The sequence below is a fragment of the Stutzerimonas xanthomarina DSM 18231 genome (assembly GCF_900129835.1).
GTDB lineage: Bacteria > Pseudomonadota > Gammaproteobacteria > Pseudomonadales > Pseudomonadaceae > Stutzerimonas > Stutzerimonas xanthomarina.
In genome coordinates this window covers 467,703-482,118 of record NZ_FQXA01000001.1, presented here as the reverse complement: position 1 = coordinate 482,118, position 14,416 = coordinate 467,703, and the positions used below count along the sequence as shown (strand labels likewise).

Genomic DNA, 14,416 nt, shown 5'->3' with positions numbered 1-14,416 from the left:
GCCAGTCGGCTGAACGGCGAGGTCCGTTCGGATGACTCATTTCGCCGTGATCGGGCCGCCGTTCCACAGCCACCTACGGGCCATGGAGGCGTTAGCCGGTGAGCTGCTGGCGCGCGGACACCGGGTGACATTCGTCCAGCAGGCCGATGTTGCCACAATGTTGCACGACTCTCGTTTGGGCTTTGCCCAGGTTGGCATGGGCTCGCATCCGCGTGGCTCGCTCAAGGCGGTGATCGATCGCGCGGCACGGCCCGGCGGGCCATGGGGCATCCGCCGGGTGATTGCCGATATGGCTTCGGCGACCGATATGTACTGCCGAGAGGCACCCGCCGTGCTTCGCTCCATCGGTGCAGAGTGCATCATCGCCGACCAGATGGAGCCGGCCGGTGGGCTTGTGGCCGAGCATCTCGGACTGCCGTTCGTATCGGTGGCCTGCGCCTTGCCGGTCAACCGTGAGGCGCTGGTGCCGCTGCCGGTCATGCCCTGGCGCTATCGCCCGACGCCCTGGGGCGAGCAGCTGAATCTGCACAGCAGTGGCGTCTATGACCGGGCGATGCAGGCGCACGCCAGCGTTATCTCGCGCTATGCAGCCGCGTTCGGTCTGCCGCCTCGCCAGCGCCTCGATGAATGCCTGTCACTGCTGCTGCAGCTGAGCCAGACGACCCCCGGTTTCGATTTCCCGCGTACCGCGCTGCCCGAACATTTCCATGGCATCGGCCCGCTGCGCTCGGCGTTGACTGACGAGCCCGCGATGGATATCCCGGTCGCGACCGGCAGGCCATTCGTATTCGCCTCGCTGGGCACCCTGCAGGGCGATCGCTGCGGCCTGTTCCAGCGGATAGCCGAGGCGTGCCGCGACCTCGATGTGCAACTGTTGATTGCCCATTGCGGCCGGCTTGATCGACGCCAGGAGCGGCGGCTACTCAAGGCAGGCGCCAGCTGGGTCACCGATTTCGCGCCGCAGCGTGCAGTACTGGCGCGAGCTGATGCGCTGATCACTCATGCTGGGCTCAATACCGTGCTTGATGCGCTGGAGGCGGGGGTGCCGAGCCTGGCCTTGCCGATTGCTTTCGATCAGCCCGGCGTGGCGGCTCGCGTGGTGCATGCCGGTGTCGGTTTAAAGCTCGATCCACGCCTGGCCAACCGCAGACGTATCGTGCAGGCCCTGCGCCGATTGTTGAGCGAACCCGGCTTCGCGCAGCGCGCTCGGGTGCTGGGCGACGAGGTTCGCGCCGGCGGAGGCGCACCGCGAGCGGCGCAGCTGATCGAGGCGGTGCTCGAAGCCGAATCACCCGGCTTGCGGAGCGCCGAGCATGGTTGATGCGGACCTGATCCTCGTCGGCGGCGGTTTGGCCAACGGGCTGCTGGCCCTGCGCTTGCGGCAGGCGCGTCCGGATTTGCGGCTATTGGTCATCGAGCAGGGCGAAACCCTCGGCGGCAACCATACCTGGTCCTTTCACGAACACGACCTGACGCCAGCCCAGCAGGCCTGGCTGGAGCCGCTGGTGGACAACCGCTGGCCGGGCTATGAGGTGATTTTCCCTGATCTTCAACGCCGGCTGGGCAGTGGCTACGCCAGCATTTTTTCCCATCGCTTCCATCAATTGTTGATGTCTGAGCTGGCAGACGGCGTGCACCTGAACACTACCGTTACCCACGTTGAGCCGCGGCGGGTGCGGCTGGCGTGCGGCAACGTATTGCGGGCCGGCGCGGTGATCGACGGGCGCGGGGTACGTCGAAGCGATCAGCTGGCGCTGGGCTTTCAGAAGTTTCTCGGGCAGGAGCTGCGCCTGCATAAGCCGCACGGCTTGCAGGAGCCGATCATCATGGACGCCAGCGTCGCCCAGCAGGATGGCTACCGCTTCGTCTATGTATTGCCGCTCAGCGCCGACACCCTGCTGATCGAGGACACCTATTACGCCGACGGCGATGCCGTTGCGCCCGACACCTTGCGAGACAATATCCGGCGCTACGCCGAGGCACGCGACTGGCGCATCGCCGAGATGCTGCGCGAAGAACAGGGGGTGTTGCCCATCGTGCTCTCCGGTGATTTGCCGGCGTTCTGGGACGAGGCGCGCGGCGTGCCGCAGACAGGCCTGTCGGCCGCACTGTTCCATCCCACCACCGGCTATTCGCTGCCCGATGCGCTGCGCTTGGCTGATCATCTGGTCGCCTTGGGCCGCTGGGATGCCGACAGCCTGTTCGCCGCGATTCGCGGCTATTCGCTGCGGCAATGGCGTCAGCGTGGGTTCTTCCGATTGCTCAATCGCATGCTGTTCATGGCCGGGCCGGCGGATCGTCGCTGGACGGTCATGCAACGCTTCTACCGCTTGCGTGAACCGTTGATTCAGCGCTTCTACGCGGCAGACCTGACCACCTGGGACCGCTTGCGCATCGTCTCGGGCAAACCTCCCGTGCCGGTGGGTGAGGCGTTGCGAGCGCTGGCCGCCGGCGATCTGCACCACAAGGAAAAACGATGAACGAGGCAACTGGCGTTGTGAAGCGGGCGGTGGTGATTGGGGCCGGTTTCGGCGGACTGGCGCTGGCGATTCGGCTACAACGCGCTGGCATCCAGACTACGGTGCTGGAAAAGCGCGATAAGCCAGGCGGCCGCGCTTACGTCTATCACGACCAGGGCTTCACCTTTGACGCCGGCCCGACGGTGATCACCGACCCTCCGGCGCTGGACGAGCTGTTTACCGGTGCGGGCAAGCGCATGGCCGATTACGTCGAGCTGTTGCCGGTCAGCCCCTTTTATCGGCTGTGCTGGGAAGACGGCTACAGCTTCGATTACGTCAACGATCAGGCCGAGCTGGACCGGCAGATCCATGCGCTGAACCCGAAGGATGTGGCCGGCTACCAGCGCTTTCTCGCCTATTCCCGAGCGGTGTACGAGGAAGGCTACGTCAAGCTCGGCACCGTACCCTTCCTGTCGTTTCGCAGCATGATCGGCGTCGCGCCGCAGCTGGCCAAATTGCAGGCCTGGCGCAACGTGTACAGCGTGGTTTCGAAGTTCGTGGAGAACGACCGGCTGCGGCAGGCACTGTCCTTTCATTCGCTGCTGGTCGGTGGCAACCCCTTTGAAACCTCGTCGATCTACGCATTGATCCATGCGCTGGAACGACAGGGTGGCGTCTGGTTTCCACGCGGCGGCACCGGGGCGCTGGTGCAGGGTATGGTCCGGCTATTTGAAGACCTGGGCGGCAAGCTGGAGCTGAACGCCGAAGTGGCGCGCATCGAACTGGTGGATGGAAGAGCTAAAGCCGTGACTACGGGGGACGGCCGTCGCTTCGATACCGATGCGGTGGCCTCCAACGCCGATGTGGTCAACACCTACAAGCAGTTTCTCGGGCATGAACAGCGGGGTCGGGACGAGGCCAAGCGGCTCACTGGCAAACGCTTCTCCATGTCACTGTTCGTCATTCATTTCGGCCTCAAGCGCCGTCATGAGCACTTGCAACATCACACGGTGTGTTTCGGTCCACGTTACCGTGAGCTGATTGACGAGATCTTCACGCGCGAAACCCTGGCCGATGACTTCTCCCTGTACCTGCACGCGCCTTGCGTGACCGATCCATCATTGGCGCCTGAAGGTTGTGCCAGTCATTACGTGCTGGCGCCAGTGCCACACCTGGGCACGGCCGACATCGACTGGGCCGTAGAAGGGCCAAAATACCGCGACCGCATCTTCGAATACCTCGAACGTCACTGCATGCCCGGGCTGCGCAAGGATTTGGTCACTCACAGAATCTTCACCCCGTTCGATTTTCGCGACGAGCTGAACGCCCATCTCGGCTCAGCGTTTTCGCTGGAGCCGATCCTCACCCAGAGCGCCTGGTTCCGCCCGCATAACCGTGATGATGTGATTCCAAACCTCTACATCGTCGGTGCGGGCACGCATCCCGGCGCGGGCGTGCCGGGCGTGGTGGGCTCGGCCAAGGCCACGTCCGGCCTGATGCTGGAGGACCTCTTGTCGGAGGAGCAGGCCGGATGAACGATCAGGTGATTGATCACTCGACTCAGGCGATCAACGTCGGCTCCAAGAGTTTTGCCGCGGCGGCCAAGCTGTTCGACGAGCGCACCCGTCAGAGCGCGGTAATGCTGTACGCCTGGTGCCGGCATTGCGACGACGTGATCGATGGTCAGACCCTTGGGCACGGCCAGGTGGAAGGTGATCGCTCCACCGGTGAAGCGCGCCTGGCCGAGCTGGTGGACCTGACCGAGCGTGCCTATACCGGCGAGCCGATGAGCGATCCGGCATTCGCGGCGTTTCAGCAGGTCATTCAACGCCACCAGATCCCGCAAGAATACCCATTGGAGCATCTGGCGGGCTTCCGCATGGACGTGCAGGACTACCGCTACCAGACCCTCGACGACACGCTGCTGTATTGCTACCGCGTCGCCGGGGTGGTGGGCCTGATGATGGCCAAGGTGATGGGCGCCGAAGCGGAGGCGACGCTGGATCGGGCCTGCGATCTGGGGCTGGCGTTCCAGCTGACCAATATTGCGCGCGATATCGTCGAAGATGCGGAGATTGGTCGCGTCTATCTGCCGGCCGACTGGCTCAGGGAAGCAGGTATCTCGGCTGATGCGATTGGCCTGCCATACAGCCGGCCTGCGCTGGCGCTGCTGGCAGCCCGTCTGGTCGACCTGGCCGAGCCTTACTACCGGTCGGCCTCTCAGGGGTTGCGCGACCTGCCGTTGCGTTCGGCCTGGTCCATTGCCACGGCGCATGGCGTCTACCGGCAGATCGGTGTGGAAGTGAAGTCACGCGGCGCGGCAGCCTGGGACACACGTGTGTCGACGACTGGCGCGCAGAAATTGCAGTTTCTGCTGGGCGGGGGAGTGCTGGCGCTGGCTTCGCGGACGATGCAACTCACGCCGCGTCCTGATTCCCTCTGGACACGTCCTCGTCGGGCTTAGCGTTTGTCTTGCGCAGCGGCCCGTCATGCAACTCGCGCAGCTGCTGCTTGAGTACCGGTAGCGGCGGCGCATAAAGGAAGCCAAAGGACACGCAGCGTTCCTTGCCCTCTACCGCATGATGCAGGCGATGCGCTTGGTACAGACGCTTAAGGTAGCCATTGCGCGGCACGAAGCGCAGCGGCCAGCGATGATGCACCAGCCCGTCATGGGCGACGAAGTAGAGAAAGCCATAGGCCGTCATCCCGGCACCGATCCATTCCAGCGGGCCGTAGTCCGCCGTGCCCAGCGCGATCAGCAGAATCGCCACCCCGGCGAAGACCACCGCGTACAGATCGTTCTTCTCGAACCAGCCGCTGCGCGGCTCATGGTGCGACTTGTGCCAGCCCCAGCCCCAGCCATGCATCACGTATTTGTGCGCCCACCAGGCGAACAGCTCCATGCCGGCCAGGGTGGCGAAAAATACCAGTGTATTGGTCAGCACGGTCATGTCCGATCCGTTGGTTTTGCAGAGGTATCAGTCTACGCGTTGCGCCGCGCCAGTCGACCCGGCGCCGACGCCCGGCGAGCGCCGGTTAGCGCCAGCCGGCCGCGAGCGCTTTCGTCAGTTGCGCCGCCGGAACAGCCAAACAGCCGCTGGCATTCTGTCCGGCCCAAAGTGGAGAGAAATGGTCGATGCCCTGTGGCTCGGCTGCAGCGCGAAGGCTGCCGATGGCGTTTCCAGCCAGCGGGAATGCCGGCACCGCATCGGGCCTGGCGCCGAGTTCATGAATGAGTCGGTTGATCATGCTGCGGGCCGGGCGCCCGGAGAACAACGTGGTCAGCACCGTTTTCTCTGCTGCCGCGCTCTGCAAGGCCTTGCGGTGCAACGGGCTGGTGCGGCTCTCGTCGCACAGCAGGTACGCGGTGCCGGCCTGAACGCCGGCGGCGCCCAGCGCCTGCGCGGCGGATACGCAGTGAGCGCCGGCAATGCCACCTGCGGCGATCACCGGAATATTCAGCTCAGCCACCAACTGCGGAAGCAAGGCGAAGGTGCCGATTTGAGTGTCGATGTCCTCGCTGAGAAACATGCCGCGATGCCCGCCGGCTTCGACGCCCTGGCCAATCACCGCGTCGACGCCTTGCGCCTGCAGCCAGCGGCCTTCTTCCAGCGTCGTGGCGCTGGAGATGATTTTCGCGCCGGTCGCCTTGACCCGCTGCAGCAGGTCCGCTGCAGGCAGCCCGAAGTGGAAGCTGACAACAGGCGGGCGGTGCCGCTCCAGCACGTCGGCCATCGTGGCGTCGAACGGCTTGCGGCTGGCAGCGGCGGGGATGCGCGCAGGGTCGATGCCCATCTCATCGAGATAGGGCGCCAGCAGCGCCAGCCAGCCCGTGTTCCGTTCAGTGTCGGCGGGCGGGGTCTGGTGGCAGAAGAAGTTGACGTTGTACGGCTTGTTCGTCAGCGCGGCGATGGCGCTCAGCTCGGCGTCCAGCCCCTCGGCGTCAAGTGAACCAGCGGGGATCGAGCCCAGCCCGCCCGCCTCGGATACCGCAGCGGCCAGCTGGTGGTTCTGCGAGTTCGCCATCGGCGCCTGAATGATAGGTAGGGCAATCTGAAACAGCGCGCGGATGTCCATCGAAAACTCCTTAGCAATGGCGGGACGGGCTGACACTGTAACCCGCCAGGCACCGGACGCAAGCGGGAGGGCTGCTCCTGGTTGCCGGAGCCGTGCGGTACGGCATCGAAATGAACGCCTAGCACCCGCTCATCGATTCCAGCGTGTCGGACTGCGGTGCACCTCGCCCAGCCCCTGCGAATCGCCGCGTTGCGCGGTTAGACTGTGCGCACTTCAGGAGTGCCCGATGAACTACCGTCACGCTTTCCACGCCGGCAATCACGCCGACGTATTCAAACACCTTGTTTTGTCCCGTCTGTTTGCGATGCTGGCACGCAAGGAGGCGCCGTTCGCCTACCTCGACAGCCACGCCGGCGTCGGCCTGTATGACCTCGCAGGCGACCAGGCCAGTCGCACCGGCGAATGGCTGCAAGGCATCGCTCGCCTGTGGCAGGCGGAGGGTGTACCGGCGATGGCCGACGGATACCTGGACGTAATCCGTGCACTCAATCCTGACGGCATGCTGCGTTACTACCCCGGTTCGCCGGAGCTGGCACGTCAGCTGACGCGCCCGCAGGATCGCTTGCAGCTCAACGAAAAACATCCCGAAGATGGCCGTCTGCTAAAAGACAACATGGCCGGCGATCACCGCGTGGCGGTGCACCTTGGCGAAGGCTGGCATGTGCCACGCGCCTTGATGCCGACTGCTGAAAAGCGCGTTGTCCTACTCATCGACCCGCCGTTCGAACAGGCCGACGAGCTGAGCCGCAGCGTGACGGCGCTGAAGGAAGCGCTGGGACGCATGCGCCAGACCATCGGCGTGATCTGGTATCCGATCAAGGATGAACGGCAACTCAAGCGTTTCTATCAGGACCTGTCACGCAGCAGTGCGCCGAAACTGCTGCGCGCCGAGCTGTTCGTCCACCCGACCGACGAAGCGCTGCGGCTGAACGGCTCCGGTCTGGCGATCAGCAATCCGCCGTGGGGGCTGGAAGAAGAACTGCGCGAACTGTTGCCCTGGCTCGCCAAGTTGCTCGGGCAGAGCGAAGGCGGCTGGCGGCTGGACTGGTTGATCGAGGAGGGCTGATCGCGACGTAGATGCGTGTACACTGGTGGGCTAAAGCCCACCCTACGGTGAGTCAGTCTTGAGGTCGTAGGGCAGGGCGGGCTTGAGTCGTAGGGTGGGCTTCAGCCCACCGAGCAGGCCAGCGCTAGACCGTCGGGGCTCCGGTTGCCCGCTCACATCCGAACTTCCAGCTAAAAAAGCTTCAGTGGCTCTTCTTGCAGCGCCGACATCTGCTCACGGAGGATCAAGACCTGATCGCCCCAGTAGCGTTCGGTGCCGAACCAGGGAAAGCTCATCGGGAACGCTGGATCATCCCAGCGGCGCGCCAGCCAGGCGCTGTAATGCATCAGGCGCAGGGCGCGCAGCGCTTCGATCAGCGGCAGTTCGCGCGGCGCGAAGTCGTGGAATTCGCTGTAGCCGTCCACCAGTTCGGACAGCTGTCCAAGGCGTTCGTGACGCTCGCCGGCCAGCATCATCCAGATGTCCTGCACTGACGGCCCCATGCGGCAATCATCCAGATCGACCAGATGGAACGCATCGTCACGGGCGAGGATGTTGCCGGGATGGCAGTCGCCATGCAGGCGGATCGGCTGGAAATCGGTACGGGCGAAGACATCATCTACGCGCTTCAGCAGGTCGCGCGCGACCGACTCGTAAGCCGGCAGCAGGCTCCTTGGCACAAAATTGCCGTCGAGCAGTGCCGCCAACGATTCATGGCCGAAATGCTGAGCATTGAGCGTTTCTCTGTGCTCGAACGGTCGGCTGGCACTGACCGCATGCATGCGACCCAGCAACTGGCCGAGACGGTAGAGCTGATCGAGATTGCCCGGCTCCGGCGCGCGGCCGCCGCGGCGAGGGAACAGCGCGAAGCGGAAACCGGCATGTTCGAACAGGGTTTTGCCGTCGCGCTCCAATGGCGCCACGACCGGAATCTCGCGATCAGCCAGTTCCTTGGAAAACTGGTGCTCCTCGAGAATGGCCTCGTTGCTCCAGCGCCCGGGGCGGTAGAACTTCGCCACGATGGGCGTTTCGTCCTCGATGCCCACCTGATAGACGCGGTTTTCGTAGCTGTTCAATGCCAGCACGCGAGCGTCGCTGATGAAGCCTGTGCTTTCCACCGCATCGAGCACAAGGTCAGGCGTAAGCGTGTCGAAGGGGTGGCTCATGGTCAGCTCCGTGGACGGGCAGCCAGTGTATTGCACCCGGACTTTTAAACAACCGGCTTGGTTGCGGCAGGCTAGTTCGCGACCTGCTTCCCTGTAAGTGCGGGCCATGCCTGCGAACCACGGTGGGTGTTGGTACAAGGCCGACTAGAGCTCTCTCCGCTTGAACGCAACGTCTGTTGCGCTGTACGAGGTTGTCGGAGTGGACCATGCCGCGGCAGCTCGTAGCCGGTTCGCGAGCATAGCTTGCGCCTACAACGTCCCAGGTTTCGGTGTGCGCGCCAGACAATAGACATCTACGCGTGTTGCGCCGGCACGTTTGAGCAGGCGGGCCAGTGCCTCGGCGGTCGCGCCGGTGGTGAGCACGTCATCGACAATGGCTACGTGGCGACCGGCAATCGTCGGTTCGTTGGACAAGGCAAACGCCTGACGCAGATTGCGCCGACGGCTGGCTGCATCGAGCTGCTGTTGTGATTGGGTGTCCTGCACCCGCTGCAGGGACTTCGTATCGATTGGGATCGCCAATGCCGCGCTCAGCCAATCAGCGAGCATATGTGCCTGATTGAAGCCGCGCTGGCGCAACCGTTTGCAGGCCAGCGGCACGGGCACGAGCGCATCGGGACGCGGCAAGCCTTCATCGAACGCGTGCTGCAAATGGCGCGAGAGTTGCTCCGCCAGCAATCGGCCGAGTGGCCATTGGGATTGGTGTTTGAAGCGGCTGATCAGCGTGTCTACCGGAAAGCCGAAGCGCCACGGCACACTCACTTGATCGAACGCGGGCGGCCGCTTCAGGCATTCCCCGCAGATCAGCCCGGACGCCGGCAGCGGCAGGGCACACACCAAACAATGCTCGCGCAGCCAGGGAAGCTCAGCTTCGCAGGCGCCGCAAACCGATTGCCCGGTTTCGCAGCGCTCGTCACAAAGCGAACAGTGTTGTTCAACATTTAACCAGTTGTAAACCATGATTCCTTTCCTGGTTGACAGCGCCTCGGCCTTGGCTAACCATTTCGCATCCGTGCCAGGCCGCCGAGCCGCTATTAATTACAAGGAATACCCATGAGCGCCACCGCCGCTTCCGTTACCCGTCACGACTGGCGCCTCGCCGAAGTCAAAGCGCTCTTCGAACAACCTTTCAATGATCTGATCTTCCAGGCTCAGGGCGTGCACCGCCAGCACTTCGATGCCAACCGCGTCCAGGTTTCGACATTGCTGTCGATCAAAACCGGCGCCTGCCCGGAAGACTGCAAATACTGTCCGCAATCAGGCCACTACAACACCGGCCTCGATAAAGAAAAACTGATGGAAGTGCAGAAGGTGCTGGAGGCGGCGGCTGAAGCCAAGGCCATCGGTTCTACGCGCTTCTGCATGGGCGCCGCCTGGAAACACCCGTCCGCAAAGGACATGCCTTACGTCCTGAAGATGGTCGAAGGCGTGAAGGCGCTGGGCCTGGAAACCTGCATGACACTGGGCAAACTCGATCAAGAGCAAACCCAGGCGCTGGCAGCCGCGGGCCTGGACTACTACAACCACAACCTCGATACCTCGCCGGAGTTCTACGGCAACATCATCACCACCCGTACCTATGCGGACCGGCTGGAAACGCTGAGCTATGTTCGTGAGTCGGGCATGAAGATCTGCTCCGGTGGCATCCTGGGCATGGGTGAGTCGCTGAACGACCGCGCCGGCTTGCTGATCCAGCTGGCCAACCTGCCGGAGCATCCCGAGTCAGTGCCGATCAACATGTTGGTGAAGGTCAAGGGCACGCCTCTGGCCGACGAGCAGGACGTCGATCCCTTCGACTTCATCCGTATGCTCGCCGTGGCACGGATCATGATGCCGAAATCCCATGTGCGGCTGTCCGCCGGGCGCGAGCAGATGAACGAGCAGATGCAGGCGCTGGCCTTCCTCGCCGGCGCTAACTCGATCTTCTACGGCGAAAAGCTGCTGACCACCGGCAACCCACAAGCCGACAAGGACATGCTGCTGTTCAAGCGCCTGGGCATCCAGCCTGAAGCCCGCGAAGAGCACGACGATGAAGTGCATCAGGCGGCTATCGAGCAAGCGCTGGTCGAGCAGCGCGACAGCAAGCTGTTTTACGACGCCACTGCCTGAGCAGCCTTAGCAGGAGCGGGCTTTCGCGCTCTCCCATTCGCGAGCAAGCTCGCTCCTGCGGAATAGAACCATGCCTTTCGACCTCGCTTCCCGTCTCGCTGAGCGCCGCGCTGCCCATCTCTATCGCCACCGTCCGTTGCTGGAAACACCGCAGCAGCCGGAGGTGACGGTCGATGGCGCACCGTTGCTGGCGTTCTGCTCCAACGACTATCTCGGGCTGGCCAGCCACCCTGATGTGATTCGCGCCATGCAGCAGGGTGCCGAGCGCTGGGGTGTCGGCGGCGGTGCATCGCATCTGGTCATGGGGCACAGCACACCGCATCACCAGCTCGAAGAAGCTTTGGCTGAATTCACCGGCCGGCCGCGAGCATTGCTGTTTTCCACCGGTTATATGGCCAACCTCGCAGCCGTCACCGCGCTGGTGGGACAGGGCGATACGGTGCTGGAAGACCGGATCAATCACGCGTCGCTGCTCGACGCCGGATTGCTCAGCGGCGCGCGCTTCTCGCGCTATCTGCACAACGATGCCGACAGCCTGGCCAAGCGCCTGGACAAAGCGACCGGTAATACGCTGGTGGTCACCGACGGTGTGTTCAGCATGGACGGTGATCTGGCCGACCTGCCAGCGCTCTGCGCGACTGCGAAAGCCAAAAACGCCTGGGTGATGGTCGATGACGCTCACGGCTTCGGCCCGTTGGGCAAGACTGGTGGCGGCATCGTTGAGCATTTCGGCTTGGGCGTGGATGACGTGCCGGTCCTGGTCGGCACGCTCGGCAAGGCCTTCGGCACCGCGGGGGCCTTCGTTGCTGGCAGCGAGGGACTGATCGAGACACTGATCCAGTTCGCCCGGCCTTACATCTATACCACCAGTCAGCCCCCCGCTGTCGCCTACGCCACGCTGAAGAGCCTGGCGCTGCTGCGTAGCGAAAGCTGGCGCCGAGATCATCTGAATGGCCTGATCGCACGTTTCCGTCAGGGTGCGAACGAGATCGGTCTGACGCTCATGGACAGCCCGACGCCAATCCAGCCGATTCTCGTTGGTAGCAGCGAGCGTGCCTTGAAGCTTTCCTCGGCGCTGCGTGAGCGTGGAATTCTGGTCGGCGCCATTCGCCCGCCCACCGTGCCGGCCGGCAGCGCACGGTTGCGGGTAACCTTCAGCGCGTCGCATAGCGAAGCGCAGGTGGAACGACTGCTGGATATCCTGGCCGAATGCTGGAATCAAATGGCCAAGGAGCCTGAAACGGATGCGTGATCAGCTGATTTTGCTGCCCGGTTGGGCGTATGGCCCGGCTGCGTTGCAGCCTTTGTGTGAGGCGCTGGCGGAGCTCGCGCCGGAACTCGACGTACTCATCGAGCCCTTGCCGGAGCTTGCCGAGGCCGGTGCCTGGCTGGATGAACTCGATCGCCGTCTGCCGCATGACAGCTGGTTGGCCGGCTGGTCGTTGGGCGGGATGCTGGCGTCTCAGCTCGCTGCGCGGCGCGTGGATTTCTGCCGTGGGCTGATCACCATTGCCAGCAATCCCTGCTTCCGCGCTCGGCCACAGTGGCCCGAAGGCATGGCGCCGGACATTTTCGATGCCTTTCAAGAGGCCTTCCGGCTGGACCCCGAGGAAACTCTGAAACGTTTCCGTTTGCTCTGCAGTCGTGGTGGCTACGATCCGCGAACGCTGGCCCGCCAATTGGAGGTCAGTCAGTCCAATTCTGCACCGGCGGTGCTCGAAGCCGGCTTGCAGTTGCTCGCTGAGCTGGACGGACGCGGCGCGTTGCACGGCTATTTCGGGCCGCAACTGCACCTGTTTGCGGGTGGCGACGCATTGGTGCCGTCGACCGCTTGTGATGCGCTTAGGCGTTGGATGCCTGGCATCGAAACCGAGCTGATCGCCTCGACTAGCCATGCCCTGCCTTTGGAGCGGCCGGATGATGTAGCCGCAACCATAGCGGCATTCATCAGGGGCAAGGCGGAATGACGGACGCGGTCGCGGCACTAGCACCGGATACGAAAAGCGGCCTGCCTGACAAGCGTCAGGTTGCGGCGTCGTTTTCCCGCGCTGCGTCCAGCTATGACGCCGTGGCCGAGCTGCAGCGCGCGGTCGGCAATGCGCTGATCGAGCGTCTGCCCGTTGGGTTGACGTCGGCACGCTGGCTCGATCTGGGTTGCGGCACCGGCTATTTCTCCCGAGTCCTGGCGAACCGCTTTCCGGCTGCTGAAGGCGTCGCGCTGGATATCGCCGAAGGCATGCTGCGCCATGCCCGACCCCTGGGTGGCGCGAGCCGTTTCATCGCGGGTGATGCCGAGTGCTTGCCACTATGTGATGCGTCGGTGGATTTGATTTTTTCCAGCCTGGCACTGCAGTGGTGTGAAGATTTCCCCAGCGTGCTGAGCGAGGCGAAGCGGGTGCTGCGTCCTGGTGGCGTGTTCGCTTTCAGCAGTCTGTGCAGCGGCACCTTGCAGGAGCTGCGCGATAGTTGGCAGACGGTGGACGGTTTTGCCCATGTGAATCGCTTCCGCCCCATTGGGGCGTATCAACACTACTGCGCCGCCAGTGGCTTGCGGCTGGAGCAGCTGGAGGTCGAACCTGAGGTACTGCATTTCGCCGAGCTGCGACAGCTGACCTGCGAACTCAAGGCGCTCGGTGCGCATAACCTCAACCCTGGCCGTCCGGGCGGGCTTACCGGTCGTGCACGCATTCGCGCGCTGATCGATGCCTACGAGCGGTTCCGCACGCCGCGCGGGCTCCCCGCAACCTATCAAGTGGCGTATGGCGTGTTGCGCAAGGAGCGGAAATGACCGCGTCATATTTCGTCACCGGCACAGACACCGAAGTCGGCAAGACCACCATCGCTGCCGGGCTCCTGCATGCCGCGCGGCGCGCCGGGCTCAGCACGGCAGCGGCGAAGCCTGTCGCATCCGGCTGCAAACGGACCTCGGAAGGACTGCGCAACAGCGATGCGCTAGCGCTGCTCGGTGAATGCACGCTGCCGCTGCGCTACGAGCAGGTCAATCCATTTACGTTCGAGCCGGCAATCGCGCCGCACCTGGCCGCCCGTGAAGCGGGAGCTGAACTGACTGTTGCGGCGCTGGCCGAACCGGTTCGCCGCGTGCTGGCATTGCAGGCTCAGTTCTCTCTGGTGGAGGGTGCCGGCGGCTGGCGCGTGCCGTTGGCTGCAGGTGAAACGTTGTCCGATCTTGCCATCGAGCTCGGTTTGCCCGTCATCCTGGTCGTTGGCGTTCGTCTGGGCTGCATCAACCACGCACTGCTCAGCGCCGAGGCCATCGCGCGCGACGGGCTACGACTGGCCGGTTGGGTCGCCAACATCGTTGATCCGGCCACCTCACGCTTGCAGGAAAACCTCGCCACGCTGACCGAGCGTCTCCCCGCGCCTTGCCTCGGTCAGGTTCCGTACTTGTCTGTGGCAGACCCGGCCAATGTGGCGTGCTATCTCGATTTCGGTCTGCTCGAGCCCTAGTTGGCGCGGTTGGAACTGACTGGGCTCGCGTCCGTGGCCTTCGCCTAGCACGCACCGTCATAAAACACATTTCTTTATAGCGACGTGGAACT

At 63.7% G+C, this 14,416-nt stretch carries 14 protein-coding genes; 10 read left to right on the top strand and 4 right to left on the bottom strand.

The features are described 5' to 3' along the window. The first annotated feature begins 31 nt into the window (after window positions 1-31). The 4 genes from BUE09_RS02200 to BUE09_RS02185 are packed head-to-tail and all read left to right on the top strand — an operon-like array spanning window position 32 to window position 4,923. Window positions 32-1,321, top strand: coding sequence for a glycosyltransferase (locus BUE09_RS02200; protein WP_073299075.1), 1,290 nt, complete (start codon window positions 32-34; stop codon window positions 1,319-1,321). After that, entirely contained in the window at window positions 1,314-2,480 is a 1,167-nt protein-coding gene (gene crtY / locus BUE09_RS02195; protein WP_073299074.1) for a lycopene beta-cyclase CrtY, read from the top strand. The genes BUE09_RS02200 and crtY overlap by 8 nt, the downstream gene beginning before the upstream one ends. Continuing rightward, entirely contained in the window at window positions 2,477-3,994 is a 1,518-nt protein-coding gene (locus BUE09_RS02190) for a phytoene desaturase (protein WP_073299073.1), read from the top strand. Before crtY ends, BUE09_RS02190 begins: the two co-directional genes overlap by 4 nt. Then, entirely contained in the window at window positions 3,991-4,923 is a 933-nt protein-coding gene (locus BUE09_RS02185; RefSeq protein ID WP_073299072.1) for a phytoene/squalene synthase family protein, read from the top strand. The genes BUE09_RS02190 and BUE09_RS02185 overlap by 4 nt, the downstream gene beginning before the upstream one ends. Here BUE09_RS02185 and BUE09_RS02180 read toward each other — a convergent pair. Together BUE09_RS02180 and BUE09_RS02175 are read right to left on the bottom strand one after the other, a co-directional pair. Then, complete coding sequence (locus tag BUE09_RS02180) at window positions 4,877-5,410, bottom strand: sterol desaturase family protein (RefSeq protein ID WP_073299071.1); 534 nt, start codon at window positions 5,408-5,410, stop codon at window positions 4,877-4,879. The genes BUE09_RS02185 and BUE09_RS02180 overlap by 47 nt on opposite strands. An 85-nt stretch (window positions 5,411-5,495) precedes the next feature. Continuing rightward, the gene (locus BUE09_RS02175; protein WP_073299070.1) at window positions 5,496-6,536 is read right to left on the bottom strand and encodes an NAD(P)H-dependent flavin oxidoreductase; all 1,041 of its coding nucleotides are present in this window, start codon (window positions 6,534-6,536) and stop codon (window positions 5,496-5,498) included. A gap of 226 nt (window positions 6,537-6,762) precedes the next feature. Here BUE09_RS02175 and BUE09_RS02170 point away from each other — a divergent pair, with 226 nt between their 5' ends. Then, a complete protein-coding gene (locus tag BUE09_RS02170; RefSeq protein ID WP_073299069.1) occupies window positions 6,763-7,602 on the top strand; it encodes a 23S rRNA (adenine(2030)-N(6))-methyltransferase RlmJ in 840 nt (279 codons plus the stop codon). A gap of 170 nt (window positions 7,603-7,772) precedes the next feature. On the opposite strand, the gene BUE09_RS02165 is transcribed toward BUE09_RS02170, so the two are convergent. Together BUE09_RS02165 and BUE09_RS02160 are read right to left on the bottom strand one after the other, a co-directional pair. Beyond that, the gene (locus tag BUE09_RS02165) at window positions 7,773-8,747 is read right to left on the bottom strand and encodes a serine/threonine protein kinase (RefSeq protein ID WP_073299068.1); all 975 of its coding nucleotides are present in this window, start codon (window positions 8,745-8,747) and stop codon (window positions 7,773-7,775) included. Window positions 8,748-8,996: 249 nt separating this feature from the next. After that, on the bottom strand, window positions 8,997-9,707 hold the full coding sequence (locus tag BUE09_RS02160; RefSeq protein ID WP_073299067.1) for a ComF family protein: 711 nt from the start codon (window positions 9,705-9,707) through the stop codon (window positions 8,997-8,999). A gap of 93 nt (window positions 9,708-9,800) precedes the next feature. Here BUE09_RS02160 and bioB point away from each other — a divergent pair, with 93 nt between their 5' ends. The 5 genes from bioB (at window position 9,801) to bioD (ending at window position 14,324) form a co-directional block, all read left to right on the top strand. Continuing rightward, a complete protein-coding gene (gene bioB, locus BUE09_RS02155; RefSeq protein ID WP_073299066.1) occupies window positions 9,801-10,856 on the top strand; it encodes a biotin synthase BioB in 1,056 nt (351 codons plus the stop codon). A gap of 70 nt (window positions 10,857-10,926) precedes the next feature. Then, a complete protein-coding gene (gene bioF, locus BUE09_RS02150) occupies window positions 10,927-12,108 on the top strand; it encodes an 8-amino-7-oxononanoate synthase (protein WP_073299065.1) in 1,182 nt (393 codons plus the stop codon). Continuing rightward, entirely contained in the window at window positions 12,101-12,823 is a 723-nt protein-coding gene (locus BUE09_RS02145; RefSeq protein WP_073299064.1) for an alpha/beta fold hydrolase, read from the top strand. The genes bioF and BUE09_RS02145 overlap by 8 nt, the downstream gene beginning before the upstream one ends. Beyond that, window positions 12,820-13,644, top strand: coding sequence for a malonyl-ACP O-methyltransferase BioC (gene bioC / locus BUE09_RS02140; protein WP_073299063.1), 825 nt, complete (start codon window positions 12,820-12,822; stop codon window positions 13,642-13,644). Before BUE09_RS02145 ends, bioC begins: the two co-directional genes overlap by 4 nt. Continuing rightward, entirely contained in the window at window positions 13,641-14,324 is a 684-nt protein-coding gene (gene bioD / locus BUE09_RS02135) for a dethiobiotin synthase (protein WP_073299062.1), read from the top strand. Before bioC ends, bioD begins: the two co-directional genes overlap by 4 nt. The last annotated feature ends 92 nt before the right edge of the window (window positions 14,325-14,416 follow it).

Bases quoted from the DNA above. Each gene is read 5' to 3' on its own strand.
- BUE09_RS02200 (WP_073299075.1), top strand. From the start codon at position 32: ATGACTCATTTCGCCGTGATCGGGCCGCCGTTCCACAGCCACCTACGG.
- crtY (WP_073299074.1), top strand. From the start codon at position 1,314: ATGGTTGATGCGGACCTGATCCTCGTCGGCGGCGGTTTGGCCAACGGG.
- BUE09_RS02190 (WP_073299073.1), top strand. From the start codon at position 2,477: ATGAACGAGGCAACTGGCGTTGTGAAGCGGGCGGTGGTGATTGGGGCC.
- BUE09_RS02185 (WP_073299072.1), top strand. From the start codon at position 3,991: ATGAACGATCAGGTGATTGATCACTCGACTCAGGCGATCAACGTCGGC.
- BUE09_RS02180 (WP_073299071.1), bottom strand. From the start codon at position 5,410: ATGACCGTGCTGACCAATACACTGGTATTTTTCGCCACCCTGGCCGGC.
- BUE09_RS02175 (WP_073299070.1), bottom strand. From the start codon at position 6,536: ATGGACATCCGCGCGCTGTTTCAGATTGCCCTACCTATCATTCAGGCG.
- BUE09_RS02170 (WP_073299069.1), top strand. From the start codon at position 6,763: ATGAACTACCGTCACGCTTTCCACGCCGGCAATCACGCCGACGTATTC.
- BUE09_RS02165 (WP_073299068.1), bottom strand. From the start codon at position 8,747: ATGAGCCACCCCTTCGACACGCTTACGCCTGACCTTGTGCTCGATGCG.
- BUE09_RS02160 (WP_073299067.1), bottom strand. From the start codon at position 9,707: ATGGTTTACAACTGGTTAAATGTTGAACAACACTGTTCGCTTTGTGAC.
- bioB (WP_073299066.1), top strand. From the start codon at position 9,801: ATGAGCGCCACCGCCGCTTCCGTTACCCGTCACGACTGGCGCCTCGCC.
- bioF (WP_073299065.1), top strand. From the start codon at position 10,927: ATGCCTTTCGACCTCGCTTCCCGTCTCGCTGAGCGCCGCGCTGCCCAT.
- BUE09_RS02145 (WP_073299064.1), top strand. From the start codon at position 12,101: ATGCGTGATCAGCTGATTTTGCTGCCCGGTTGGGCGTATGGCCCGGCT.
- bioC (WP_073299063.1), top strand. From the start codon at position 12,820: ATGACGGACGCGGTCGCGGCACTAGCACCGGATACGAAAAGCGGCCTG.
- bioD (WP_073299062.1), top strand. From the start codon at position 13,641: ATGACCGCGTCATATTTCGTCACCGGCACAGACACCGAAGTCGGCAAG.